At 55.7% G+C, this 26,609-nt stretch carries 20 protein-coding genes; 11 read left to right on the top strand and 9 right to left on the bottom strand.

Annotated features, from left to right (window positions below):
- Nucleotides 1–81 precede the first annotated feature (81 nt).
- Nucleotides 82–1,578, top strand: coding sequence for a tagaturonate reductase (locus tag FAES_RS15100; protein ID WP_015332101.1), 1,497 nt, complete (start codon nucleotides 82–84; stop codon nucleotides 1,576–1,578).
- On the opposite strand, the gene FAES_RS15095 is transcribed toward FAES_RS15100, so the two are convergent.
- The 3 genes from FAES_RS15095 to FAES_RS15085 form a co-directional block, all read right to left on the bottom strand.
- Entirely contained in the window at nucleotides 1,575–1,976 is a 402-nt protein-coding gene (locus FAES_RS15095) for a thiol-disulfide oxidoreductase DCC family protein (RefSeq protein ID WP_015332100.1), read from the bottom strand. The genes FAES_RS15100 and FAES_RS15095 overlap by 4 nt on opposite strands.
- A gap of 9 nt (nucleotides 1,977–1,985) precedes the next feature.
- The gene (locus FAES_RS15090) at nucleotides 1,986–3,896 is read right to left on the bottom strand and encodes a DNA polymerase III subunit gamma/tau (RefSeq protein WP_015332099.1); all 1,911 of its coding nucleotides are present in this window, start codon (nucleotides 3,894–3,896) and stop codon (nucleotides 1,986–1,988) included.
- Nucleotides 3,897–3,992: 96 nt separating this feature from the next.
- Nucleotides 3,993–6,335 (bottom strand): ATP-binding protein, encoded by a 2,343-nt coding sequence (locus FAES_RS15085; RefSeq protein ID WP_015332098.1) that lies wholly within the window; start codon nucleotides 6,333–6,335, stop codon nucleotides 3,993–3,995.
- A 401-nt stretch (nucleotides 6,336–6,736) separates the two neighbouring features.
- Between FAES_RS15085 and FAES_RS15075 the strand changes: the two genes are divergently transcribed.
- The 8 genes from FAES_RS15075 (at nucleotide 6,737) to FAES_RS15040 (ending at nucleotide 17,982) form a co-directional block, all read left to right on the top strand.
- Nucleotides 6,737–7,210 (top strand): hypothetical protein, encoded by a 474-nt coding sequence (locus FAES_RS15075; RefSeq protein ID WP_015332097.1) that lies wholly within the window; start codon nucleotides 6,737–6,739, stop codon nucleotides 7,208–7,210.
- 147 nt (nucleotides 7,211–7,357) lie between these two features.
- Nucleotides 7,358–10,192, top strand: a complete 2,835-nt coding sequence (locus tag FAES_RS15070) for an alpha-amylase family glycosyl hydrolase (protein WP_148289375.1) — start codon at nucleotides 7,358–7,360, stop codon at nucleotides 10,190–10,192.
- 175 nt (nucleotides 10,193–10,367) lie between these two features.
- Nucleotides 10,368–11,237 (top strand): carbon-nitrogen hydrolase, encoded by an 870-nt coding sequence (locus FAES_RS15065; protein WP_015332095.1) that lies wholly within the window; start codon nucleotides 10,368–10,370, stop codon nucleotides 11,235–11,237.
- A 114-nt stretch (nucleotides 11,238–11,351) separates the two neighbouring features.
- Nucleotides 11,352–12,941 carry a hypothetical protein gene (locus tag FAES_RS15060; RefSeq protein ID WP_229364486.1) on the top strand — a complete coding sequence of 530 codons (1,590 nt, stop codon included), beginning with the start codon at nucleotides 11,352–11,354 and terminating at the stop codon, nucleotides 12,939–12,941.
- A 100-nt stretch (nucleotides 12,942–13,041) separates the two neighbouring features.
- Nucleotides 13,042–13,677 carry a 7-carboxy-7-deazaguanine synthase QueE gene (locus FAES_RS15055; protein ID WP_015332093.1) on the top strand — a complete coding sequence of 212 codons (636 nt, stop codon included), beginning with the start codon at nucleotides 13,042–13,044 and terminating at the stop codon, nucleotides 13,675–13,677.
- A 32-nt stretch (nucleotides 13,678–13,709) separates the two neighbouring features.
- On the top strand, nucleotides 13,710–15,662 hold the full coding sequence (locus FAES_RS15050) for an OmpA family protein (RefSeq protein WP_148289374.1): 1,953 nt from the start codon (nucleotides 13,710–13,712) through the stop codon (nucleotides 15,660–15,662).
- Nucleotides 15,663–15,814: 152 nt separating this feature from the next.
- A complete protein-coding gene (trxB, locus tag FAES_RS15045; protein WP_015332091.1) occupies nucleotides 15,815–16,825 on the top strand; it encodes a thioredoxin-disulfide reductase in 1,011 nt (336 codons plus the stop codon).
- Nucleotides 16,826–16,920: 95 nt separating this feature from the next.
- Nucleotides 16,921–17,982 (top strand): peptidoglycan DD-metalloendopeptidase family protein, encoded by a 1,062-nt coding sequence (locus tag FAES_RS15040; protein ID WP_015332090.1) that lies wholly within the window; start codon nucleotides 16,921–16,923, stop codon nucleotides 17,980–17,982.
- A 106-nt stretch (nucleotides 17,983–18,088) separates the two neighbouring features.
- Here the strand turns inward: FAES_RS15040 and FAES_RS15035 are convergent, their stop codons facing one another.
- The 5 genes from FAES_RS15035 to FAES_RS15015 all read right to left on the bottom strand — a co-directional run bounded on the left by FAES_RS15035 (nucleotide 18,089) and on the right by FAES_RS15015 (nucleotide 21,951).
- Entirely contained in the window at nucleotides 18,089–18,436 is a 348-nt protein-coding gene (locus FAES_RS15035; protein WP_041257924.1) for a heavy-metal-associated domain-containing protein, read from the bottom strand.
- A gap of 97 nt (nucleotides 18,437–18,533) precedes the next feature.
- Complete coding sequence (locus FAES_RS29605; RefSeq protein WP_015332088.1) at nucleotides 18,534–18,884, bottom strand: four-helix bundle copper-binding protein; 351 nt, start codon at nucleotides 18,882–18,884, stop codon at nucleotides 18,534–18,536.
- Nucleotides 18,885–18,963: 79 nt separating this feature from the next.
- On the bottom strand, nucleotides 18,964–19,404 hold the full coding sequence (locus tag FAES_RS15025; protein ID WP_041257922.1) for a hypothetical protein: 441 nt from the start codon (nucleotides 19,402–19,404) through the stop codon (nucleotides 18,964–18,966).
- A 220-nt stretch (nucleotides 19,405–19,624) separates the two neighbouring features.
- Nucleotides 19,625–21,103 (bottom strand): hypothetical protein, encoded by a 1,479-nt coding sequence (locus tag FAES_RS15020; RefSeq protein ID WP_041257921.1) that lies wholly within the window; start codon nucleotides 21,101–21,103, stop codon nucleotides 19,625–19,627.
- Between the two features lie 56 nt (nucleotides 21,104–21,159).
- A complete protein-coding gene (locus FAES_RS15015; RefSeq protein WP_015332086.1) occupies nucleotides 21,160–21,951 on the bottom strand; it encodes a heavy metal translocating P-type ATPase in 792 nt (263 codons plus the stop codon).
- Between the two features lie 183 nt (nucleotides 21,952–22,134).
- Between FAES_RS15015 and nspC the strand changes: the two genes are divergently transcribed.
- Nucleotides 22,135–23,370 carry a carboxynorspermidine decarboxylase gene (gene nspC / locus FAES_RS15010; protein WP_015332085.1) on the top strand — a complete coding sequence of 412 codons (1,236 nt, stop codon included), beginning with the start codon at nucleotides 22,135–22,137 and terminating at the stop codon, nucleotides 23,368–23,370.
- A gap of 95 nt (nucleotides 23,371–23,465) precedes the next feature.
- On the opposite strand, the gene FAES_RS30070 is transcribed toward nspC, so the two are convergent.
- Nucleotides 23,466–23,927: a hypothetical protein gene (locus FAES_RS30070; protein ID WP_015332084.1), complete on the bottom strand. Its 462-nt coding sequence runs from the start codon at nucleotides 23,925–23,927 to the stop codon at nucleotides 23,466–23,468.
- Nucleotides 23,928–24,604: 677 nt separating this feature from the next.
- On the opposite strand from FAES_RS30070, the gene amaB reads away from it, so the two are divergent.
- Nucleotides 24,605–26,128, top strand: coding sequence for an L-piperidine-6-carboxylate dehydrogenase (gene amaB, locus FAES_RS15000; protein ID WP_041257919.1), 1,524 nt, complete (start codon nucleotides 24,605–24,607; stop codon nucleotides 26,126–26,128).
- Nucleotides 26,129–26,609: the final 481 nt, after the last annotated feature.

Raw genomic sequence — 26,609 nt, 5'->3', positions numbered from 1 at the left:
CTTCCCCGCTATTTTTGCCTTTACGACATTTTTTTACTGGGCTGTCGCGTGTCGTCGGCCCCTAGGTACGTAGTTTGCTGAATGAATCGACTGTCTGCACCGCTGGCTCCCGCCCCCACTCTTCCCGAACGTGTTCTCCAATTTGGTACCGGCGTTTTGCTGCGCGGCCTCGTCGACTACCTCATCGACCGGGCCAATAAGCAAGGTGTATTCAACGGCTCGATCGTCATCGTTAAATCGACGGGTAACGACGTCAGTGAGTTCGCCGAGCAGGACAACCGGTACACCGTCTGGACGCGGGGCATTGAGAACGGTCAGCCCATTGATCAGTCGACGGTCGTAACGGCCGTTAGCCGGGTGTTGGCGGCGCAAACCCAGTGGGACGATATTCTGGCCCTAGCCCGCAAGCCGTCGCTTCAGGTGATTGTGTCGAACACCACCGAAGTGGGGTTGCAATACGTCGAGGAAAGCCTGTTTGAAAACGTACCGCAGTCGTTTCCGGCCAAGCTGACGGCCTTCCTGTACGAACGCTTCAAAAACGCGGGTGGCTCACGGAAGATGGGCCTGGTTGTGGTACCTACGGAGCTGATTCCCGACAACGGCCTGCGCCTGCGCGAAGCCGTTGAGCGCACCGCGAAGCACAATGAACTAGGCAAGCTGTTCATGAAATGGCTGAAATTCCACGTTCGGTTCTGTAACTCGCTGGTCGATCGGATCGTAACGGGCAGACCTGATAGCGAAACGGCCGCCGCTTTTGCCCAGAAGGCCGGTTACGACGACCAACTGCTTATTGCGACGGAGCCCTACCACCTTTGGGCCATCGAAGGCGACGACCGCGTGAAGACGATGCTTTCGTTTGCGCAGGCCAGCCCCGACGCTGTTCTGATCGACGAGGACATCAATTTTTACCGGGAGCGTAAACTGCGCCTGCTCAACGGCACCCACACGTTCATGACGCCCCTGAGCTACCTGCTTGGCAACGTGACCGTGGAAGAGGCCATGAAGCACCCGAAAGTGGGGCCGCTGGTGGAGCAGTTGATGCACGACGACATCATCCCGACCATCCCGGCCGATGCCCTTGGCGACGAAGGTCCCACGGCCCTCGCTGACTTCGCCAATGCTGTCCTTGACCGGTTTCGTAACCCGTTCAACGAGCACTTCCTGCTGAATATCACGCTGCAGCAAACGGCCAAGATGCAGATGCGGAACGTGGCGACGCTTCAGCGCGCGGTGGCGCTGTCGGGTACCGTCCCCGACCGGATGGCGCTTTGCTTTGCCGCTTACCTGCTTTTCATGCGGGCCGCCCGCCAGACGGAGTCGGGTGAGTTTGTGGGGGAAGTGACCGTACCGGATGGCGACGTCGTTTACCCAATCCGGGACGAAAAAGCGGGCTATTTCTACGAAAAATGGCAGGCTGTCGACTCAAACCAACCCGGCTCGATCAGTACGTTCGTGCAGACCGTATTGGCCGACCAATCGCTTTGGCAGGCCGACCTGACCACGCTGCCGGGCTTTACTGAGCAGGTGACCACGTACCTGACCACTATGCTAACGAAGGAAGTGGACGCCGCACTCTAAGCCAGAAATCGTTGCTGTAAAGCGGGCGACGGGAGCATACAGGCCTCCCGTTTGCCAAACAGCCGGTAGCGGTTCCGCGCTACCCACCGGTACACCCCATCCCGGATAACACGCGGGACGATCCGTAATCCGTAGAGCAAGGGCCAGGCCCCACCCAGGTGGCGCGCCACCAGCAACGCCGCCGTCGACTCGGTGTAGCAGCGACCATCGGCCACGTACACAAACGAGTCGAACTGGTCGGTGGGCAGGTTAAACTGCTGCAACAGCGCCTGCCCGGCCTCTGACTGAAGCGAGGCAAAGCGGAAATAGCCCGCCTGGTCGTGCCGAATCACGAACTGCACCGCCCCATTGCACAGGTTGCAGACCCCATCGAACAACAGCACCGGTTGGTTAGTCATAGCTACGGCTTAATAATCTACTTCCAGCCCCAGTGCCTGCCGAAGTTTATGCAGCGCGGGGTTTTTCTCGGCCAGGTAATTGTATTTGTCCTGCGGCGTGTAAATCATCTTTTTCGTCTCGACCAACTCCACCACATGCTCGACCTGCAACTGCCAGTTTTGCAGGTTCTGCCGCAGATAAATCAGCAGATCGGGCAGCATACTCGTAAACAGATCGGCCTGCACGTGATTGTCCAGTTTGATCCTAACGGTTGTCCCCGTCAGCGTAAGGTCCCGGTTCAGGATAACCTGCTCACTCGCCATGTCGGTCTGCTGCTTACGCAGGGCCGAGAACGCGCGCCAGGTCGCCAATAGCTCGTCGAAGGTAAAGGGCTGACTGGGCCGTTCGCCCGTCACAACCACCGATTCCGTTTCTACGGCCTGCGGCTTGGCGCCGATTCCGACCGTCGAGCGGAGTTTGGTGCTCACGGGCAACGGTGCCCCGGCGGCCGGGGCGGTGGTACGGGGCGGCAACGGCGGAATGGCCGGTTTGGCCACCCCGTTTGAGCGGGCGGCACCGGGCGGTGTCAGCGAGGGGGTAGTTGGCGGGGGCAACACGGGCGGCGTTGCCTGATAACCTCCCTCCGGCTCGCTCGTATGCGGCGGTACGCTGGGCGATGGGCTGGGTACGTCGGTGACGGTGGCCGTCAGGGAGTCGTCAGGGGGTAGTCCACCGTTTTTTTTTTCGGCAGCGCCGTTCGTTTCCAGCGCTACCCCATTTGGCATTGTACCTGAACCCGCCGCCCGCGACGGCGCTGGCTCGGGCAGCGCCTCCCAGTTGAGCAGGTCTCGAAGGCTGGCCAGCTTCATCAGGGCCAGTTCGACGTGCAGCCGCTGGTCTTTAGCCTGCTTGAAATTCATGTCGCACTGCCCGCCGATGCTCAGGCCCGAGAGCAGGAACGACAACGGAGCCCGCGCCGCCTGATCGAGGTACTGCCGCTGTACGCGTTCGGTTACCTGAAGCAACTGCACCGTGGCGGCATCCTTGCACACCAGCAAATCGCGAAAATGGCGATTCAGTCCCACCACAAACTGATGCGTATCGAAGCCTTTCCGCAAAATTTCATCGAGCACCAGCAGGGTCTGGGGCAGGTTGGCCGTCAGCAGCAGGTCAGTCAGCTGGAAGTAATAATCGTAATCGAGGATGTGCAGGTTATCGAGCACCTCGCGGTAACGCAACGTCCGGTCGGGCGAAAACGTCACGTTCAGGTCGAACATCGACAGGGCATCGCGCAGGCCGCCATCGGCTTTCTGGGCAATCAACTCCAGCGAATCGCCATCGGCCGTTACGCCCTCTTTCTGAGCAATACTGGCCAGATGCCCCGCAATGTCGGCGGGCTGAATCCGGTTGAAGTCGAAGATCTGGCACCGCGACAGAATCGTGGGCAGAATCTTGTGTTTCTCGGTCGTCGCCAGAATGAAAATAGCGTAACTGGGCGGCTCTTCCAGCGTTTTCAGAAACGCATTGAACGCCGCCGCCGAGAGCATGTGCACCTCATCGATAATGTAAATCTTGTAGTTGCCCGATTGCGGCGGGTAACGTACCTGATCGATCAGGTTACGGATATCGTCGACCGAGTTGTTCGACGCGGCATCCAGCTCGTGAATATTGAACGACGCACTTTGGTTGAAGCTCACGCACGACTCGCACTGGTCGCAGGCTTCTACCTCGGGGGTCAGGTTTTGGCAGTTGATGGTTTTGGCCAGAATCCGGGCGCAGGTCGTTTTGCCAACGCCACGCGGGCCACAAAAAAGGAACGCCGACGCTAACTGATTGGTCCTGATGGCGTTCTTGAGCGTAGTGGTAATATGGCCCTGCCCCACTACCGTGTCGAAGGTAGCTGGACGATATTTCCGGGCCGAGACGACAAAATTGTCCATAGTCAAAGGTAGCCAACCGGGCCCGGAAAACCTACCCGTCGTCGACAGTTGCCGGTACCGGCCAACCGCCCGTTCACCGGCAACTACCACCCGTTGTCAGGCGGGCAGGTAGACCGAAAACGTAGCCCCTTCACCCGGCTGGCTACTGGCAATTACAGTGCCCCCGTGGTTTTCAACGACTTTCTGCACAATGGCCAGCCCAATGCCCGTACCAGCATACTGGCTACGGCCATGGAGGCGCTGAAAGACCTGAAAAATACGCTCAGCATACTTCTCTTCGAAACCGATTCCGTTGTCCTGCACCCGCAGACAGACGTACATGTTGGCGAGCCGGACGGGGCGGGCCGAGTCAGGTAAGGCGGTGGCAGGCACTTTTTTTACTGAGATCCGGACAACGGGTTTCACACCGTCGCGGCGAAACTTAATGGCGTTGGTCAGCAGGTTCTGCAACAGTTGCTGCAGTTGCATCTGGTGTCCACTGACGATCGGCAGCGGCCCCACCTCTACCTCGGCGCCCGACTCGGTCAGCGGCACAATCAGATCATCAAGCACCTGATTCAGCAGCGTTTGCAGGTCAACGGGTTGTTTACCATCGCGCTTGGTTGTGAGCCGTGAATAGGCTAGCAAATCATGAATCAGCGTCGACATCCGCTCGGACGATTGCTGCATCCGGGCGATCAGATCGGCGCCCTGTAGTCCCAGCGACTCGCTATACGTTTCTTTCAGCACGTTGCCGAACGACTGAATTTTCCGAAGAGGCTCCTGCAAATCGTGGCTGGCTACATACGCAAACTGCTCCAGATTGGCGTTGGTCCGGCGCAGGTCGGCTACCGAATTTTCCAATTGTTCCTGTAGCTGTTTCAGGTGCGTAAAATCGGTAAACGTCACCAGCACCTGATCACCCAGTTTGCTGGCCATGATGTCGAGCCAGGCGTCGATACCCGAGCCGTCGTAGTGGAAATTGAACCGCTGGGTACGTCCGGTTATATAGGCTTTTCGATAACTGTCGAAAAGCCCGTTTGTGAGGTAATCGGGAAACCATTTGCTGCCCAGCTCGCCCGCTAATCGGGCTGGCTCCTGCCCCACGTAGCTACCAAGTTGGCGATTGGCCACCTTGAATCGAAAATCCGTTAACTCACCCTGCTCATTATAGACGGGCAGAAAAAGAAACATACCGGTCTGCGAGGTATCGAAGGCTGTAACGAGTTCTTCGGCATATTTTTCGGCGGCCTGATTCGCCTGTTTATGTGCCGATATATCGGTAAATGTAACCACAAAACCATCGCCCAGTTGGTGCGTCGAAATCGCCAGCCAGAAGTCGAGTCCATCATGATTATAATAGACTTCCGTCCGGCCCGGTTCGCCGGTTTCGGCGGTGTGTTTATACAGATCAAACAAACCCGTTTCTACATTCCCCGGAAAAATTGTCAGCAACGTCTTGCCAATCATTTCGTCCATCGTTTTGTGCAGCAGGCCCACGCAGGCTTTATTGGCAACGACAAACGTAAAATCGACGATCTCGTTATTTCGCGACGGCTCACGAATGGAGGCAAACGCAATTATCCCACTGTCCGAACTATCAAGTATACTATTGAGCAAAGCGGCCTGCTGTTGGTTTTCAATAACCTGTTGTTCAAGCGCTTGCTGCGCCTGCTTGAGTAGCGTAAAGTCTGTAAACGTTACTAAAACAGATTCTTTATACTTTGAACATTGTACATCGAACCAACGATCAAGCCCATCCACATTATAGTGAATATCAAACCGTTGAGTTTTTCCAGTATCAAAGGTGTGCTTGTAGTAATGAAACAGCCCCGTTTCGTGATAACTGATAAACCAATCGGAGGCGATTGCCCCAGTCAATACATCCGGGGTCTGACCAATCAAGCTGGCCACCATTCGGTTGATGGTAGCAAACCGAAAATCGACGTGTTCGCCTTCATCATTATATACAGGTGTAAAGACAAAAAAGCCCGTTTGCGAAAAATCCAGAACCTCCTGTAATTTACGCTCAGTTATATCGGCTAAATCGTCAGTTACGTTGGGGGAGCCAGGGGTTATTTTTACGTTTGTTGCGTTACGGATGAGCACTAATAGGCCTTCCTGATAGCGGGACAAGTGAACCGATAACCACTGTTGTTTTGTGCTGTCAAACAGCGCATAACTCATTGGCTCGCCCGACAGGTACGTTTGCTGAATTTGCTTGGTGTGATTGGTCAGCCAATCAGCTACCAGCTCAGTCTTTCCGGCAGTTGGTTCCGTTGCAGCGTCAACGGATACGGTTTCAGCAATAAAGTGGCGAACCTGTTTATTGGCAAAAGCGACATCAAAAACGGGTAAGCGTTCGGCCTCAGCAGTAGCAGGCAATAACCATATCGCTCCATCGGGTAGTACATCGAGCAGGTTCGTCACAGACGAACTGCCACTTGAGTTGGTCTGCATAAAATAAGGTTGAGAGACAAATTTTGCCGGGCAAGTACCAATCAACTACAACCAAACCGAACCCTGTTATGTTAGCATTTTCAGAAAAAAATGTATTTAAGTAAACCAACCCTAGTCTAAATCAACTGATGCTGACCTACTTAAAATATACCCGTTTTCGAAATCAGGATTTTAATAGGTTGACGCAGTTCGACAGAAACGAAGTAGTCATTTTGGTAAGTAATGCATCATTTATCATTTTTTGGTGCATACGTTTTTGTCGATACCTATTACAAATAGCGATAGTGGTTCTTTATTTTTTCATTTTCTTCATAAAAAGTATAGAGTATTTTCAAGAAATATAGGGTAGCGATTTGGTTATGTTTTATGTTTGCAATCGCTAATCAAATCGTTATACGAATATGCCATCAGTAGATCTGCGTTTTTTTGCGCCCGAAGAAAATACGAAGCCCAGAGCCAAACGTACCGTTCGCAAGCCCGTTAAAGTAACGGGTTATATTTCATCGGGCGGAAAAATTGTTTTGCCCCAAAAGTCGGTTTCGCAACTTGGTTTCGACCCCGAGTCGACCCGCTTTAAAATTGGTGCCGAACAAGGTAAACGGAAAGTAAAAGTATTATACATGGTTCCGGTGTCGGGTGATGAGGCCGGTACATTTGCCTTCTCAAAAGCGGCGAAAAGCTATACCATCGCGATGGCGATTATCCTGACCAAAAATGGCATCGACTTCAGCGACAAAAAATACACCTTTACGATTGCCCCCTTTGAGTTTGACGAAAACGTGACCGGTTACGAACTGAAGTTTGAAGATCCCGCCGACAAGCCTGCCTATACGGGCAAACGCCGTGGTCCCAAGCCCAAAAACCAGGAAGCCTAAGCGTTTTTTATCTGTCTGTAAGGCCCATAGTTTAGCGGTACCGTATTATTGATTTGACCATCATCGATACGGTACCGTTAAACTATGGGCCTTATTCTATTGCCCGAATTCAGATGTATCTTTGACGTTGCTGAACTAATCAACTTCATGACGCATCACGTTTACCGATTTCTTTGTGGGCTACTCCTGTTTGGATTCGTTGGTAGCCCAACGGCGGCCACCTTTGCTCAACTCGTTACGACTGACCCCGCTTTTCCAACCGCTGATACTGAGGTTACCATTGTTGTCGATTTAAAACAGGCAAAGGACGGCCGCGCGGCGGGCCTCCTGGGCAAAAAAGACGACGTATATTTATGGTCGGGCGCCGGCCAGACCGAAACAGGCAATGCCTTTGAGTTTACGCCCGCCAACCAGACCAATTTTAACGCGCCGTTTGAGCCCGGCAAAATGACCGCCCTGGGCAACGATCGCTGGCAGATTAAACTCGTGCCGCGTACCTATTACCGGGTACCGGCCAACACGCCCATCCGGCGGCTGGGGCTGGTCGTTAAAAGCGGCGACGGCAAAGCGCAGAGCGAAGATTTTTTCGTGCGGATTTACGACGCGAAACTGACGGTCAGCCTGGCCCGACCAACGGCCAAACTCCTGTTCGTCGAAACCAACACCAACGTACCGGTACGGGCCAACGTGTCGGCCAAGTCGACCCTGACCCTGCGCGTCGACGGAGTCGTCTCGGCCTCAGCGACCAACGCCGACTCACTGGTCACGAACGTACCGACGGGATCGGCCACCAACACCCTGCGTAAAGTGGTCGTGACCGCACAGACCGCCTCTGAGGTGGCCAGCGATTCGTTTCTGCTCTATGTGAAACCCACGCCGCTGGTTGCCAACGTACCGACGGGCCTGCGCGACGGCATCAACTACAGCCCCACTGACCCGACGAGTGCGACGCTCGTGCTGTTTGCCCCGCTGAAGCAGTACGTCAACGTGATCAGCGAACAAAACGACTGGACGCCCGTACCGTCGTCGCTTATGAACCGCACGCCCGACGGCAGCCGCTATTGGCTCGAACTTAAAGGGCTGACGGCCGGTCAGGAACTCGCGTTTCAGTACCTGATCGACGGGCAGGTAGCTACCGGCGATCCCTACAGCGACAAGATCCTCGACCGCAACAACGATTCGTTCCTGACGAGCACGTACTCAGGCCTGAAACCCTTCCCGACCAAAGCCAACGGACAGATCGTATCGTTGCTGCAAACGGGCCAAACACCGTATCCCTGGAAAGTCGCGTCGTTTACCCGGCCCGACGCTAAAAACATGGTCGTGTATGAGCTGCTCGTGCGCGATTTTGTGAGCACCCGCCAGTATAAAACGGTCATCGACTCACTGCCTTACCTGAAACGGCTGGGCGTCAATGCCATCGAACTGATGCCGATCATGGAGTTTTCAGGCAACGATTCGTGGGGCTACAATCCTATTTATTACTTCGCACCCGACAAGGCTTACGGGACTAAGAACGACCTGAAAGCCTTTGTCGATAAATGCCACGAAAACGGGATCGCCGTGATCCTCGACATGGTGCTGAACCAGGCCGACTACGAATTCCCGTATGTGAAGATGTATTGGAACGGCGACAAACCCTCGGCCGATAGTCCGTTCTTCAATCAGCAGGCGACGCACCCGTTCAGCGTCTTTTTCGACTTCAACCACGAGAGCCCCGCCACCCAGGCTTTCGTGCAGCGCGTGAATCAGTACTGGCTCCAGGAATACAAATTCGACGGCTTCCGGTTCGATTTGTCGAAAGGCTTTACGCAGAAAAATTCGGGCGGCGACGTCAACGCCTGGAGTGCCTACGACGCCAGCCGCGTCGCCATCTGGAAACGGATTTACAACGAAATTCGGGCCTATGATAAAAGCGCCTACGTGCTGCTCGAACACTTTGCCGACAATACCGAAGAGAAAGAACTCGCCGACTACGGCATGCTCTTCTGGGGCAACCACAATTACAATTACCGCTTTGCCGCCAAGGGCGTCGTCAATGGCCGCGACGATAACTTCGACTGGATTTCGTACAAGCTACGCGGCTGGAACAACCCGAACATTGTGGGCTACATGGAAAGCCACGACGAAGAGCGGCTGCTGTTCGACGTACAGCGCAACGGCTCCGCCAACGGCAGCTACAACACCAAAGACCCGGCCACGGCCCTTGAGCGGGCCAAGCTTGCTGCCGCCCTGTTCCTGAGCGTGCCCGGCCCCAAACTCATCTGGCAATTTGGCGAGCTGGGTTATGACGTCAGCATCGAAGAAAACGGCCGCACGGGTGCCAAACCCATTCGTTGGGAATACCTCCGCGACGCTAACCGGGCCAAGCTGCTGCGCGTGTATCAGGAGCTGATCCGGCTGAAAATGAACGTACCTGCGTTCCAGACGACCAACTACAATTTCGTCGCCAACACGCCTGTCAAAAGCCTGACGCTGACCGGCACCGACCAGAAGGCCGTAGTGATGGGTAACTTCGATTTGCAGGACAATGTGGTGGCGCTAAACCTGCCGCAGGCGGGCCTCTGGTACGATTACTTTACGGGGCGGGCCGTTCGGTCTGACACCACCATCTCGATGAAACCGGGGCAGTGGCACGTGTTCACCACCAACCGCCTCCCCACGCCTGAGGCCGGCCTCGTGCCCTGGTCGCTGGCGCCCGCCGCCCCGCCCATTCTGGCGACCGAACCGCAACCGGCGCTGACGATCTCGCCTAACCCAACCGCCGACCTCGCCACCCTGAGTTGGGAAAGCACCTACCGCGGGCCCATTACGGTGTCGGTTAGCAACCTGGCTGGCCGTGTGGTACAGACGGCCGTCGTCGAGAAAACCGCCCAGACCCTGCGGCACACCATCAGCCTGCGGAGCCAGCCCACTGGTCTCTTCCTGATCACGGTACAAACGAGTGAGGGCGTTACCGTCAAAAAAGTGTTGAAGGAATAATTTGCCCCGAAAAAGAGTTATTGATTCAAACGAAGTTTAACCACAGAGACACGGAGACGACAGCGCGTTTGCGTCGCTTAGAGCCACAGAGTTGATTCACGATCGTTTCTGTGCTTCTTTTCACCACCAAACGCCCTGTAATCACGGTGTCGCTGTGGTTAATTTTTGATAGCATATGGCGAAAAAAGTTAAGATCGGTCTGGTACAAATGGCCTGTGTGGCCGATGTCGAAACCAACATTCAGCAGGCCGAAACCCGCATCCGGGAAGCCGCGCAGCAGGGTGCCCAGATCGTTTGTTTGCAGGAACTGTTTACGTCGCTGTACTTCTGCGACGTAGAAGACCACCATAATTTTAGTCTGGCCGAGGCCATCCCCGGCCCCACCACCGACCGCATGGGCCGCCTCGCCGGGGAGTTGGGCGTGGTCATCGTGGCTTCCCTGTTCGAGAAGCGGGCGCAGGGTCTCTACCACAACACCACCGCCGTGCTCGACGCTGACGGCACGTACCTGGGCAAGTACCGGAAGATGCATATCCCCGACGACCCCGGCTACTACGAGAAATTCTACTTTACACCCGGCGACCTCGGCTACAAAGTATTCGAGACCAAATTTGCCAAAATCGGCGTGCTCATCTGTTGGGATCAGTGGTATCCTGAGGCTGCCCGCATCACGGCCCTGATGGGTGCCGAACTGCTGGTGTACCCTACGGCCATCGGCTGGGACACCAATGAACCGGACCCAAGGCAGAACGAAGAGCAATACAACGCCTGGCAGACCATTCAGCGGAGCCACGCCATTGCCAACGGCTTACACGTGGTGTCGGTGAATCGAGTTGGGCGCGAAGCCGATCAGCAGTTCTGGGGGGGCTCGTTTGTAGCGAATCCCTTCGGGTCGTTGCTGTATCTGGCGCCACACGATCAGGAAGTAGTGCACGTCGAGGAGATCGACCTCGCCCAGACCGATCGCTACCGCACCACCTGGCCTTATTTCCGCGACCGCCGCATCGACTCCTACCAGCCCATCACGAGCCGGTATATTGACTAACTATTTCTAGTTTGAGGTTTAACGGTTGTCGTTTGGTGTTCGCGGCCAGTGACTATCACAGTCAGGACATTAAACGACAACCGCTAAACCTCAAACCCATTTATGCCCAAACCTATGCGTATTGTTTTGCTGGCCCTGGCGGCACTATCAGGAGGTGTATTGCTTAAAACGTCTGATCAGCTAGTCCATACGAAAGGGGCCGACGTCACAGGTACGTTACCGCCGCAAACGAGTCTGACGCCCACGCCACGCAGTTCGTTTACGCCCACTACGCGCAAAGGGTACTGGAATGCCGACGTGGTCGGTGATTTTGTGCTGCCCAAAACCAAAACCCTCACTTTCGACGCCGCCGGGCGTAACCTTTACGGCAACGAAAACTGGGAAAAGATCTTCAAGCGGGGCTTCTCTTCGGTTAGTCAGGCGCGGATGTTCTGGGGAACCGAAATTGCTGACAGCAAAACGCCCCCCGGCTGGAAAAGTCGGCTGTCGTTTGATCGCCGGGCATTCACCGTGACGCGGGCGGCGTTGCAGGGCCCGCCCCACAACGTTCAATGGGCGCTGAACGGCAACCTCGCCGGGCAGACGTATTTCCGGCCACCCGCCAACGACCCCAACTCGCAACAAAACATCTACGCGTTTGCCAAAGCGCTGGGCAACAACTGCATTCTCTACGGCGACTGCCCGGCGAGCGGACCGAAGATTGGGGTCAGCAAGCTGTTTCTCGATTTTGAAAACGACGGCGTCGACGTACCCAACCGACAGGAACAGGCCAATATGTACACGTACCTGATGAAGGCCATCAAGGACGTGGCCGACCCCCGCACCGAGATTGGTAGCCTGACGCCCGTGGCGCACAATGGCTTTGGCTACTCCCGCGCCGCCGATTACGAATCGGGGGGCGAGTGGCTTTTCTCCATGCCGGCCCAGCACACGGCTACTTCGCGCCAACGCGGCATGCCCGACGCCATTGTTGGCAAAAGCTACAGCGATTACATCGATTTCAACATGCCGGGGACGTACCACGTTTTCCCCGACTATGATTACACGGCCTCACACCGGGGCGATTACGACCGGCATTGGCTGGCGGGGCTTCTCTCCGAGCAGGAGTACAACATCCGGTTGTCCAACAAGAAACGCATCGCCTGGCATTGGCTCTTCAACACGCAGGGGCCCTTCAACCGCAGCGAACGCGCCTCAAACCCGGCGCCGCCCGCCGTGGCCGAGGGCATGGGCGTATTCTTTTGGTTCACGGGTGCCTACGGGGCTATCCTCTGGGATGATTACAACGAGCTAAAACCCGACCAGCCCACCCCCGCCGACCCGAATCTGCAGGGGCTGGGTAGTGACCGGAACTACGCCTGCTACGAGCACTACATCCACGGCCTCTGGCGGCTCTTCAAACACCACGGCGACCTGTTCAATGGCCGCGAAACGTACCTGAACCAGCAGACAGAGTGCTCGTTCGACGGGGGAAAAACCTGGTATCAGTACAACGCCAACCAGTTAAAAACGCGCGGCCTGCCGTTTGCCCGGGCGGTCATCAACGGTGATCAGATTCTGGTGGCGGCCACCATGCCGTTTGCCAAACCCGATCAGCGTACCAGCCTGATGGTGCGCTACATTCAGAACGGCTATCAGTTTTACACAACTGTTAACCTGAAAGCCGACGAAATCTTCCTTGGCCGCGCCACGATGGGGAAATAGGGTTTGTTAAAGGGGTGAAGGTTGATGTCTAACGGTTGAGCAGGCTTGCGTTAGCCAACCTTAACCGTTAGACATCAACCTTCAACCGCTATTTTTGTACATGCTTACCGAACAGAGTCAACAAACGATAACAACCACTACCCTACCCGTCATGGAGGCCTTTTACACGCTTCAGGGTGAGGGAACCTTTGCCGGCCGGGCAGCCTATTTTATTCGCCTCGGCGGCTGCGATGTAGGCTGCCATTGGTGCGACGTAAAAGAGTCGTGGGATGTCAACGCGCACCCGCATCAAACCATCGATCAGATCGTGGCCGGGGCACTGGCTTTCCCGGGTCGATTGGCCGTGATCACCGGCGGCGAACCGCTCATGCACGACCTCACTGCCCTGACGGGTGCCCTGCAAGCAGCCGGTTTTCAGACCAACATCGAAACTTCGGGGGTGTGCCAAGCCGTAACGGGGTCCTGGGACTGGATTTGCTTTTCGCCCAAAAAATTCAAGCAGCCCAACCCGGCCATATTTACGCGCGCCGATGAGCTGAAAGTCATCATTTACAACGCCTCCGATTTTGCCTTTGCCGAGTCGTTTGTCCCAAACCTGCGGCCCAATTGTCGGTTATTGCTGCAACCCGAGTGGGGGCGGTCAGACGAAATGCTTCCGCGTATCGTTGACTATGTAAAAGCAAATCCACAGTGGCAGATTTCGTTACAAACGCACAAATTCATGGCGATACCGTAGCAGAATGGACAATGCATAATGCACGATGTACAATGAGTAAGCACGTAAACTGGTTGTCAATTCTCTTCATTGTGTATTGTACATTATACATTGTTCATTCCTCTCCGGCCCAATCCAAGCGCGCTCAGGACCTGTACCAGCAGGGCGTGACGCTGTTTCGGGAACGGAAACCCAACGAGGCCATTCCCTTTTTTCAGCAGGCCGTTAAAGAATCGCCCACGTACCTGGACGCCCACATGCAGTTGGGCATGGCCTACGAATACACGCGCAAGCCCGAACAGGCGCTGGGTGCTTACAAACAGATCATCGCGCTGCAACCCAACCCGGCCGTTGCCGGGCAGGCCTACCAGCAGACGGCGTCTATCCTGCTGCGGCTGGGGCGCTACGCCGAAGCCATCCCCGTATTGGAAGCCTACAGCCATAATTTTGCCCCCCAATCCTCAAAAGCCAAACAAATTCAGCGTGGGCTGGCCACCGCCCGGTTTGGGATGGACGCCCTCGCCCATCCGGTGTCGGTGCAGCCCAAACCACTGGCCGAATCGCTGAACGTGGGGCAGTCGCAGTATTTTCCGGTACTCACGGCCGACGAGCAGACCATCGTATTTACGATGCTGAAACCCGAAGGTGACGAAGACCTGATGACCGCCAATCAGGCAAGCGAGGGCGGTTGGCAGGCCCCAACGCCCCTATCGGCCAACATCTCCACGCCCGACAACGAAGGTACAGCCACGCTGTCGGCGGATGGCCGACTCCTTGTGTTCACGGCCTGCCAGAGCAGCGGCACCCGGCAGGGCTTCGGCAGCTGTGACCTGTTCAGCAGCCAGAAGACCGGCGATGCCTGGAGTGTCCCCCAAAACCTGGGGCCTGTCATCAATACCCGTTATTACGAATCGCAACCGAGCCTGTCGGCCGACGGGCGGCAGCTCTATTTTATCTCGGATCGGCCCGGCGGTATTGGCAAACGCGACATCTGGCGTAGCGACCGCGACGCGCAGGGCAATTGGGGCGAACCCGTCAACTTGGGGCAGCCCGTTAACACCGTTTTCGATGAAGCGTCGCCGTTCATGCATGCCAACGGGCAGGCGCTCTTTTTTGCGTCGGATGGGCACCCCGGTATGGGCGGTTACGACCTGTTCCTGAGCCGCTTTCGGCCCGACAGCCTGCGCGCGGGTTGGAGTGTACCGCAGAACCTCGGCTATCCGATCAACTCATCCGAAGATCAGGCGTCCCTGTTTGTATCAGCCAACGGCAGCAAAGCGTATTACTCCTTCGAAGAGCAAAAAGATGGCGTGTCGCAGCGGTCGCGCATTTATACGTTCGATCTGCCCACCGCCCTGCGCGAACAGGTACGTCCCGTCAATTACCTCAAAGGGCTCGTAACCGACGCCCGCTCCCGCAAGCCGCTCAACGCCAGCATCGACCTGATCGACGTGCGGACCAATCAGGTAGTATCGCGGGTTAAAACCGACGAGCAAACGGGGCAGTACGTGGCCGTGCTGCCCGCCGGTGGCGAATACGCGCTGTACGTGAGTGCGCCGGGTTACCTGTTCAAAAGCCTGGCGTTTAACTATACCGACAAACTCACCACCGAGACCGGCATGGGGAAAGGGATGGCGCTGGATGCCACGCTCGAGCCCATCAGCAACACTAGCAAGGAAACGCTCAACAACCTCTTTTTTGAATCGGGCCGCTACGAGCTGTCGACCAAATCGCGCACCGAACTGGAGCGGCTGGCCGAGTTTCTGAAAGTGAACCCCACCACCAAGATCGAAATCGCTGGCCATACCGATGACCGGGGCGAAGCGGCAGCCAACCTCGAACTGTCGCGGCGGCGGGCGGCGGCCGTTGTGGGCTACTTGGCGCAAATGGGAATCGACCCCGCCCGCATGAAATCGGTGGGCTATGGTAAAACGCGCCCCGCCGTAGCTGGCACATCGGACGAAGCCCGGCAACGAAATCGCCGGATTGAGTGGCGCGTTTTGTAATTTCCGCTGACTATCAACAAGTTAACTACAACTAACTGGCGATTACTTAACCGTTACCTTGATTTCGAGGCGAAATTTTTTGATCTTCGCGCTTGTTGTTTATCAAACGGCTGGCCTTTAACGCCATCCGAGAACAACAATTTTTCGCAATTATGACACCTGAACATATCCATTGCCTCATTATTGGTTCCGGCCCAGCGGGTTACACCGCCGCCATCTACGCGTCGCGGGCTAACCTGAAACCTGTTTTGTATCAGGGCGGGCAGCCGGGTGGTCAGCTGACCATCACCAACGACGTGGAGAACTTCCCTGGCTACCCGGAAGGCGTACAGGGACCACAAATGATGCAGGATTTGGAGCAACAGGCACGCCGCTTTGGTACCGACGTGCGCTACGGCCTCGTCACCAAAGTACAATTTGAGCCAAACCCCGGCCCCGACCGGCCGCACCGGGTCTGGGTCGACGAGGAGACCGAGCTTACCGCTGACAGCGTTATCATCTCGACGGGAGCGTCGGCCAAATGGCTGGGTTTACCGTCCGAAATGCGGCTCAATGGCCACGGCGTATCGGCCTGTGCCGTTTGTGACGGCTTCTTCTTCCGCAAACAGGACGTGGCCATCGTAGGCGCAGGGGACACTGCCGCCGAAGAAGCCAGCTACCTCTCGAACATCTGCCGCAAGGTATACATGATCGTGCGCCGGGGCGAAATGCGGGCGTCGCGTTTCATGCAACAGCGCGTGATCGCGAAAGAAAACATTGAAATTCTGTGGCACAGTGAAACGATCGAAATCCTTGGTGACGAAGCCGTAACGGGTGCCCTGATTAAAAATACGAAAACCGGCGAAGAGCGCGTTCTCGACGTAACCGGTTTCTTCGTGGCAATCGGCCATAAACCCAATACCGACCTTTTCCGCGATTACCTCGACCTCGACGATCACGGCTACATCCTGACCGAGAAAGGCAGCACCCGGACCAACGTACCTGGCGTGTTTGCCTGCGGCGATGCGCAGGACAACGTTTATCGGCAGGCGATCACGGCGGCGGGTACGGGTTGTATGGCGGCCCTCGATGCCGAGCGGTATCTTGTCACGCTGGAGATGCAATCCGTCCCAACGACGCCCTCCATTGAAGAGGTCGGGGTTGGCGAACCAGTAGTAAGCTAATCATAACATGCGTATACAACCAACCAACGCAGGCAGTACGGTCACGACTTTCGGCTCTACTGCCTGCGTTGGTTTTTGTGTGCCTACTTCATTCAATGCATAAAACTGTAGGAACATGGCTTATCGCCGCGAGTTGCCTCTGTCTGTCGAGCTTATCGGTACAGGCGCAGGAACGGGGCAAATTCAAGAACGACACGCGCTTTACTCCCAAGCAGGGCAGTAAGGCTCCCTCTACCTACCAGCAAAAAGCCGAGGACATTTTCGAGCAGGAAACGAATCAGCTGCGGTTCAACTCTCAGTTTGAACCCAAAAAAGAACTTAACCCGGTCGTCAGCGAAGACACGAGCAGTATCGATCAGGGCGAAACCGATGTGGTGGAAGTCATCGACTCGGTACAGGTAGGCGATGAGTGGGTCAAAATTGCCGATTATTACGCCGTTTGGGATTCGCGCACCATTGACCCGTATAACATCGACCCCCGCGAATTTGATCAGGTGGTTGATCTGAAACTGTACGACCCCAAAGCCAACCACTATTGGTCGGCCCCGCTCGATGAGGGCAAGCTGACGTCCAACTTTGGCTACCGCTGGGGCCGCTGGCATACCGGCGTCGATCTGGATCTGGAAACCGGCGATCCGGTCTATGCCGCCTTCGATGGCATTGTGCGCGTGGTCGGCTGGGACGGTAACGGCTACGGCCGCTATGTACTGGTTCGGCATTATAACGGCCTCGAAACCCTCTACGGCCATATGTCGAAACAGACCGTTGAATCGGGGCAGTTGGTGAAAGCGGGGGATCAGCTGGGGCTGGGTGGCAACACGGGCCGCAGCTACGGCGCTCACCTGCACTTCGAGACGCGCTACGAAGGCAACCCCTTCGGGCCACTCAACATCTACTCCTTCCCTGCCAATACCATCAATTCCGACCACTTCATCCTGACGCCCGCCGTTTGGGATCACCTCCGGGGTGGCAGCCGCTCGACGGATCTGTCGTTTAAGCCAAAATTCAAACGGACGGTACTACACAAAGTCCGCTCGGGCGAAACCCTCTCCTCGATTGCCGGCCGTTACGGCCTATCGATCAGCCGCTTAGCTGAGAAGAACCGCATTTCATCGCACAGCCGCCTGCGCCCCGGCCAGAAGCTCCGAGTGAACTAGAGTAAAGAGTGAACGATTAAAAGAGCGAAAGAGTGAATTGGCAGATGCAATAATGAAATGCGTCAGCCAATTCACTCTTTCGCTCTTTTAATCGTTCACTCTTTGCTTATTGATGCCCCCCTTTCTTGCAGCAGGACGGCAGCTTTTCGTAGCCTTTCGGGTCAGCAGGCAGCTCGTCGGCGTCGTAGCCTGTTTTGTTGATCGTCGCTTTCAGCTTCGACACGTCGGTTTTGGCCGGGTTGTATTTGACCGTGACCACCTTTGAGTCAACGTCGAGCGTGGCTTCTTTCACGCCTTTCTCAAATGCCAGATTACGTTCAATCCGGGCTTTGCACATTTCGCAGACGGCCGAGGTCTTAATCTTCACCTCTTTGTCTTTATCGTCGTTGGCCAGCAGGGCTGTTCCGCTTAGGGTCAGGGCGAGCAGGCTGTTCAGAAACAGGTTTCGTTTCATGTTGGTAAGGTACTGGTTGGCGGCCTTAACACCTCGTCGTATCCACATCTGAGGGGGTAAGGCCTACTATAGACAATTAACAGTCAATCGGTTATAGCTAGTTCGCCATCTGCCGACATTCCTCGGCGCAACGACGGCAGGCCTCAGCGCAAGCTTTGCAATGGGCGTGGTGGTCAGCGTGTTTTTCGCATTCGGTCGCGCAAGCCTCGCACACATCGGCGCAAAGCTGCATAAATTGTTTCGAAAACTGCGATCCACGCGCGTCGAGCCGACCGCAGAGCGTGCAGATATCGGCGCAGTCGCGGCACAATTGAATGCACAAGGTCAGGTCGTGGTGCTTGCTGTCCTGATCGCCCATTTCGAGGCAGGCCGTAACGCAGCGTTCGCAGGCTTCAGCGCAGGTGAAACAGGTGTCGGGGTGGCTGTGGGCGTGAGTCATGTTCGTCATGTCCGGGGTTGTTTAAGGGTGATGATTGAAATAGGAAACAACATTCTTAGTACACCGATTACTCATTGCAAAACGTCTGTTACCGCTTTACACTAAAATGAAAGGGTGGAAATAGGATAAAATCACGGCCAATCAGGTAGTAGGTTTGACAGCGGTATGGGTGGTCCAGACCAGACGAGCACAGAAACAACTCGTTTTCTCGTTGGAAAGCCGCAAGAAACGCCTCCCTCCGTCCTTTGTCCGATTCCGTCGGGTTTTCAGTATATCCCTCCAAATAATAGTGGCTGATCAGCCATTTACCGTTTACCAAACCTTTCAGGGCCTCAGGGTTTCCCCAACGGCCATTTTGCTCATTCAGCGCAGTTCGCGCCCTTGTGATAAACTCAGTAGGTGTATTCGTTGAAAAGGCCAGCGTATCCAACGTACCCTGCTCTGTTAATTTGAAGGAAAGGGTCACCACCTCATAAGTGTTTTCGGGATACCGATAACCAACCTTTAAGTTGGCCAGTTGCCGACTCAAATCAGACAGGGCGGCATGGTTTACAGCCAGTCATTCTTGCGCGTGACTGTCGATTATAGCTAGTAAGCTAGTAGCTATAAACAGTAACAACCACTTAACGACAGGCTGTACTTTGGCGACCACGTCTGTATTGGCTATGCAGGCTGACATACTCAAAATTGTTCTGTGAACTTAAAACCAATCGACTGACCCTAGACCCAAACCAATACGTACCCCGTGCCTAATTAACGAGCAGCGCGGGTGTCAGGCGCAGATACAGTTGTCCCGACAGGGGTGCGTTGCCATATAAAGGCCGCAGCGTTGCACTCGGCAAACCAACCGTCAGTTGCGTCCCAACGGCCAGATCGGTGTTGGCCATGCGTAACAGGCGCCAGTTGGTACCCAGCGTCAGGTTATCGATGTTGACCAGCGTGTGGTCGGCAGCTTCGGCAGTCGTAGCCGACAGGCCAAGCTCGTCAATCGATTTGGTCACGTTTTCGTAGCGGCCATACAGCGCCAGACGCCCCAGTTGCAGGCTGGTTTCGGCCAGATACGCGTTTTCATTTACACCATCGTGACTGTTCATTCCCCAGATCAGCGACGACGTAATGTAGCGATCACCTGCGCCGAACTGCGCGCTGTGCAACAAAGAGGCTGTTGTCCGGCTTACATCTTCGCCAGCATGAAGCAATTCGGGGCTTTTAATCATCCCCTGCGAAAATTGCAGCGCCAGCCCCGCCGTGGGGTTCACCGAGACGCGATACGAATAGCTATCGAAGCGGGGCCGATCGAAGTTGTACCGAAACTCGTCGGGTTCGCGGCCCGTGAAGCTCGACACTTCCAGTTTGGCAATCTTATACCGAAAACCCGCCGTGGCTACCCCGAACGTAATGTGCGTGGCGTCGATCCAGTGGTGACTCAGGGGCGAATCGGGATTATTGAACGACGAAATCCGGTGCATGAAGGCCGGAGCGCCCAGTGCCGGCTCGCCCGGGTAACCCACGTACACAAACGCATCAGCATCGCGGCTAAAGGCGTGGCTATAGGATACCGACAGCTCCGAAAACAGATCATGCGGGTGTTGACGGTCGACGAGCGGTTGCCCCCGGAATGATTCGCCCGTCTGGAACAGAAGCGGGTAGCCGCCATTCCCCACCGTCAGCGGGTCGAGCGACACCATGAGTTTGGCCGTAAACAGGCCCCGTTTGCCCACGGTGCGTTGTGCCATGCCCATTGCCCAGTTGGGGGCATCAATCCGCGCTTCGCGACCGCGCCCGGTTGGGTTGGTAAAATTCTGGTTGGTATGCCGCAGAAACACGCTGTAGTGCAGCATGTACATCCACTTGTTGTCGCTCATCGAATGCTTCATGTAGGCATACATCGGCGTCCGATCGGGCATCCACGACGTACCTGAGCCGTTGCGGTTCATAGGTAGATTCCGCGACAGCGCGTGCGACATGCTGCCCATCGGCGCAAAGCTGATGTCCCCCTTCGACCCATTGCCCGGTTGGCTGTGCATGCCTCCGTGGTTCATCTGGCTGTGATCCATCATCGCGTGGTTGGTGGCAGCCCGTTTTTTGGTCGTATCCGGGGCTACCGTCGAGGAGGCTGGCGGAGCCGGTTTGGCCTGCATCGTGTGCCCGTCGTGGTGCTGATGTTGCGCCGACGCCGTCAGGGCCATCGCGATCAGCAAGAAGCCGGTTAAGCTTTTTTTCTTCATAAGTCGTTGAGTCAATCTATACGCAATCGCTGGCAGGGGCGCCATCTGGTAGCCGCCTACTGCATGATCAGCATCAGGGCCGCCATCCCGATCATCAGGCTGTCTTCGACGATCGTCACCGTCGTCATAGGCAGGTTAAACACCGACCCCAGGCAGGCGCAACGGATCTTCTTCTTGTCGAGTACACTTTTGACCACGCCAACCAGGCTGATACTCATCACTACCAACGTAACCCAATTGGTAAGCACAGGGTTAACATTGGTGAGGTAAGCGGCACCCAGGGCCAGTTCGATAAACGGATACACGTACCCGTAGCCGGGAATGGCTTTCGCCACGATGTCGTACATGCGGTAACTGCGGGCAAACCCTTCGATGTCGAGCAGTTTGAAAAACGAAAACACCAGAAAGAAGCCGGCCATGAACGTACCCATCGCCCGCATAGCGTCGAACGTACCCAGCGTGAAGGCTCCCAACCGGACCTCAACCAGCGCCGTTACGCCCAGAATAAAGGCCAGAATAATCAGCAGTGGCTTGTAGGTCGTCAACGACGGTTCGGCCAGGTCATTCAGTTCGGCAGGCATCATCAGCACGTCGGCTTTGGCGTTGCCCGCGTGCTGGCCCATCGTGTCGATGACCTGCACCTCGTCGGTCAGGGTGTAGGCACCGGCTTTTTTAACGGCCCGGTCCAGCGTGGCGGTGTCGATGTGGCGGGCCATGCTCACGACCGCCTCCTGCGGGTTTAGCGAGACGGCCACTTTTTTGACGCCGTCGACCGCCTGTAAGGCTTCCTGCACGCTCTGTACGCAGGAGCCGCAGTGCATGCCATCAAGTTTATAAGTATGAATCATGATTTCCAGCGTGTTTCAGGTACGTTGCCAACGGCGGGCCTTGCGGCCTGCTTTCATAACAGCAGACATTGGCTTTTGTACCTCGGACTTGACGAATCTGTGCACAAAGGTACGCCTTCCCTACCCCCTCGCTTTTACAGAATTCCGGCCCGGACTTACATCGTTTTGGGGTAATTTTGTGGCATGACAACACCACATGCTGAGCCTCAGACTTCGTCGGCAGCTTCGCCACAAATAGCCCTGGAAACACGGCCCTTTTCGCCAGAAGCGGTGCCCTCCCCCGCTTTTGTTCTCGATGAAGCCAAACTCCGGGCTAATCTAGAGCTGATCGACCGGGTGCAACGGGAAGCCGGCGTCACGATTATTCTGGCCCTCAAAGGGTTTTCGATGTTCAGCGCTTTCCCGTTGGTGCGCGAATACCTGAGCGGCGCCACGGCCAGCAGCCTCAACGAAATCAAGCTCGTCAACGAGTATATGGGCGTGCAGGCCCACACCTACGTACCTGCCTACCGCGACGATGAGTTCGACGAGATTCTCGCCCGCAGCAGCCACATCACCTTCAACTCCTGGAGTCAGTGGGAGACATTCAAGGATAAGGCGATAGGGTACACCTTACCCGTGGGCACCCAACCTCAGGCCCACAAACCCTCTTTCGGTATCCGCGTCAATCCGCAGTACTCCGAGGTAGCGACGGATATGTACAACCCCTGCGTGCCGGGGTCACGGCTTGGCGTCACGCGCGACAAACTGCCCGATCAGCTACCTGAAGGCCTGGAAGGATTGCATTTTCATACCCTCTGCGAAAACGACTCGTACACGCTCGAACGCACCCTGGCGGCTCTGGAAGAGCGCTTCGGCGACCTGCTATATCAGGCCAACTGGGTGAACATGGGGGGCGGGCACCTCATGACCCGCGAAGGCTACGACACAAACCACTTGATTGGGCTGCTGAAGGCCTTTCGCGAAAAATACAACGTCGATGTGCTGATGGAGCCCGGTTCAGCCATTGCCTGGCAAACGGGCGTGCTGGTCAGTACGGTGCTCGACGTATTCGATAGTCAGGGCATCGAGGTGGCCGTACTGGACACATCGTTTGCGGCTCACATGCCCGACACGCTCGAAATGCCCTACAAGCCCCGCATCCGGGGGGCGTATCAGGAGCCGGTAGCGGGTAAGCCCACGTATCGCCTTGGGGGCATGACCTGCCTCGCCGGTGATTTCATGGGCGACTACAGCTTCGACGCGCCGCTACAGGTGGGCGATCGGCTCGTTTTCGAGGATATGATTCACTACACAATGGTGAAAACCTCCACCTTCAACGGCGTCAACCTGCCTGCCATTGTCATTCACAAAGAAGACGGTTCGCTGCAGATCGTGCGGCAATACGGCTACGATAGCTTCAAAGACCGATTGTCATAGACCGATGTAGTAGCCTATCTGTCGGACGCAGCATTTGCAGAAACAAGAAAGGGCTGACGGCTTGTTTGCGGTCAGCCCTTTCTTAGTGGCGTCGTCTAGCGTTTCGTCAAAATCTCGACATAATCTTCGCCAGCATTCTGCGTGGCCGATTTAGCCGAAAACGAATACGTCATTGTGAGTTGATCACCCGATACCACCATGGTCAGCTTATCGAGCGTGACGTTGCCCTTGGAGCCGTCGAGGAAAAGAAACTCGGTGCCCGACGTAATAGGCGTGTTATCGGCCTTGTAGCCTGACCCCGCACTAACCGGCGACACGGTAAACGCCCCCGCCCGAATGAGGCCATCGACGCTCATCGTGGTGGTTCCCGTTTTTGAAATCGTCAGCACATCCTCTAGACCGGCTCGGGCGGGTACGCCGTTTGTTGTTTTCTCAACCCACGTACCTATATACCCATCGCGCGGGTCAGGATCATTGTTCTTTTTGGCGCAGCTACCTGCAAGCAACAGCGTCAGACAGGCCGCTAGTAACAGCAATATATGGAGTCGACCTAGCATGATGCAGCCGGATTTACTTCTTGGTGTATGTTTCAACGACCGGCGCTGTGCCTTTCGTGGTCGATGATTGAGCGGCAAACGTATACGTTATAGACAACTGACTGTTGGACGTGGTCGTCGCTGTCAGGTTTTGTAGATAAACCGTTGCCGTTGATTTATCAGCAAACGTGGTTATTTGCCCCGTGTTAATATTTGCATTTGTGGCTATGTAGCCCGATCCATTGGCCGTAGCAGGCAGGTCGTCTGAAAAGAAGTTCTTGATCGTTATATCTGTTTGAGCAGATGCCTTATCGATGATAATCTCATCGGGCGTTACTGTTTAGGAAGCACCGCTGATCACAATACTGCTTAGCACCCATGTACCTACATAGGCATCGCGCGGGTCAACCACATCATTTTTCTTTGAACAACTGCTCAGTAGCAGCCACATTAGCAGCACTACCGAAAGACCGCGCTGAGCCAGGACGAATTTATTTCTCATTGATGCAACCTACCGACGAGGGTTAAGTGAGACTAAACTCGCCTGAATGACGAAGCTACGCTGCTTCGACAAACGCACTATCATCCCGACAGCGCTCTTATCCTACGGTCGACTTAGGTCTCTTCAGCACACTGGCGGTTGCAGCATTGCGCGCCATTCCCCACTTTTGCCCCAATCCAGTTTCACGTTTCGCTTCATGAACAACATCCTTCCCGTTCCTCAACACAGCACTAAGCCCGGCACCAGTACCGGGCAGCAGTTCTGGCATTCGACCGACAAAACCATCGACTCGTACTCGCCCGTTGACGGCAGCCTGATCGCCCGCGTCTACACGTCCACCCGCGCCGACTACGACCGCGTGATCGAAACGGCCCAAACGGCCTTTCAGCAGTGGCGCAACGTACCGGCACCCCGCCGGGGCGAGATCGTCCGGCAAATGGGCGAGCAGTTTCGGGCCTATAAAAACGATTTAGGTCGATTGGTTAGCTTCGAGATGGGCAAATCACTCCCCGAAGGACTGGGCGAAGTCCAGGAAATCATCGACATCTGCGATTTTGCAGTCGGTCAGTCGCGGCAGTTGTATGGTCTTTCGATGCATTCCGAGCGGCCCGCCCACCGGATGTATGAGCAGTGGCACCCGCTGGGGCTGGTCGGTATCATTTCGGCCTTTAATTTCCCGGTGGCCGTCTGGTCGTGGAATGCCATGCTCGCCTGGGTATGCGGTGACGTGTGCATCTGGAAACCCTCCGAGAAAACCCCGCTGACGGCCCTGGCTTGCCAGCAGATCATTCAGGATGTATTGCGCAACAACGACTTGCCCGAAGGCGTATCATGCCTGGTGACGGGTGGCCGCGAGGTGGGTGAGTGGCTCGCCCGCGACCCGCGTGTAGCGCTGGTATCCGCCACGGGCAGCACCCGGATGGGCCGGGCCGTGGGCATGGCCGTAGCCGAACGCATGGGCCGTAGCCTGCTTGAGTTGGGGGGCAACAACGCCATTATCGTCTCACCCCACGCCGATCTCGACCTGGCCATTCCCGCGATTGTGTTCGGGGCCGTCGGTACCGCCGGCCAACGCTGCACCACCACCCGCCGCCTGATCGTTCACGAAAGCATTCTGGCCGATGTGCGCCGCCGCCTTGCCAGCGCCTACGCTCAGTTGCACATCGGCGATCCGCTCGAAGCGGGTATTCATGTCGGCCCCCTGATCGACAAAGACGCCGTAGCGGGTTACCAGAAAGCCGTCGATGAGATTCGGGCATCGGGCGGTACGTTTGTGGTCGAGCCAGGTACGTTGAGCGGGCCGGGGTATGAGTCGGGTTGTTACGTAAAACCCTGCGTGGCCAACGCCCAGAACGAGTGGCCCGTGGTGCAGCGCGAGACGTTTGCCCCCATCCTCTACCTGATCCCCTACAAAACACTGGACGAGGCCATCAGCCTTCAAAACGGCGTCCCTCAGGGCCTCTCATCCGCCATTTTCACGTTGAACCTGCGCGAAGCCGAGCAGTTCCTGAGCGCGGCAGGCTCCGATTGCGGGATCGCCAACGTAAACATTGGTACCTCGGGGGCCGAAATTGGCGGCGCGTTTGGTGGCGAAAAAGAAACGGGCGGTGGGCGTGAGTCGGGCTCCGATGCCTGGAAAGCCTACATGCGCCGCCAGACCAACACGCTCAATTACGGCACGACGCTACCATTGGCGCAGGGGATAACCTTTGAGCTATAGTCTCACATCCGACAGCGTTCCTTTCTCCCCTACAAGGCCAGCAGATTGATCTCTGCTGGCCTTATTTTTTGTTTGTGGTAACCAGGTTTTTTACTTTGTCCATCGGCCTACTTCATCAACAAATGGGTCAACGATTTTCAGCAAATTTATTTTTCCAATGAATATATTTACTAAAAGCGAAGTGGTGTTTTGATTGTAAAATTCTTGATAGAACCGAAGGCAAAATCTCACAAAACCGCTAAAATTAGTGATGACTTCGTCCAGCTACGCTAAGATTACCTGATTCTTAACAAATGATTATCTACCTACTTACCTTATATGAATAATATACGACTATGACAACGGCAAGAACCATCTGCTTACTAGAACACTATGCATGACTTCACAAACGTATGCTGAATTTAACTAGTTGTTTTTCAATAACTTATAAGTAAGTTTTGACATTCACAAAAACTACAATTCGGACTATAAATATATACGT

The organism is Fibrella aestuarina BUZ 2 (genome assembly GCF_000331105.1).
In the GTDB taxonomy this organism is placed as follows: domain Bacteria; phylum Bacteroidota; class Bacteroidia; order Cytophagales; family Spirosomataceae; genus Fibrella; species Fibrella aestuarina.
The sequence above is the reverse complement of the archived record's forward strand: the minus strand, read 5'-3'. Positions and strand labels throughout refer to the sequence as shown.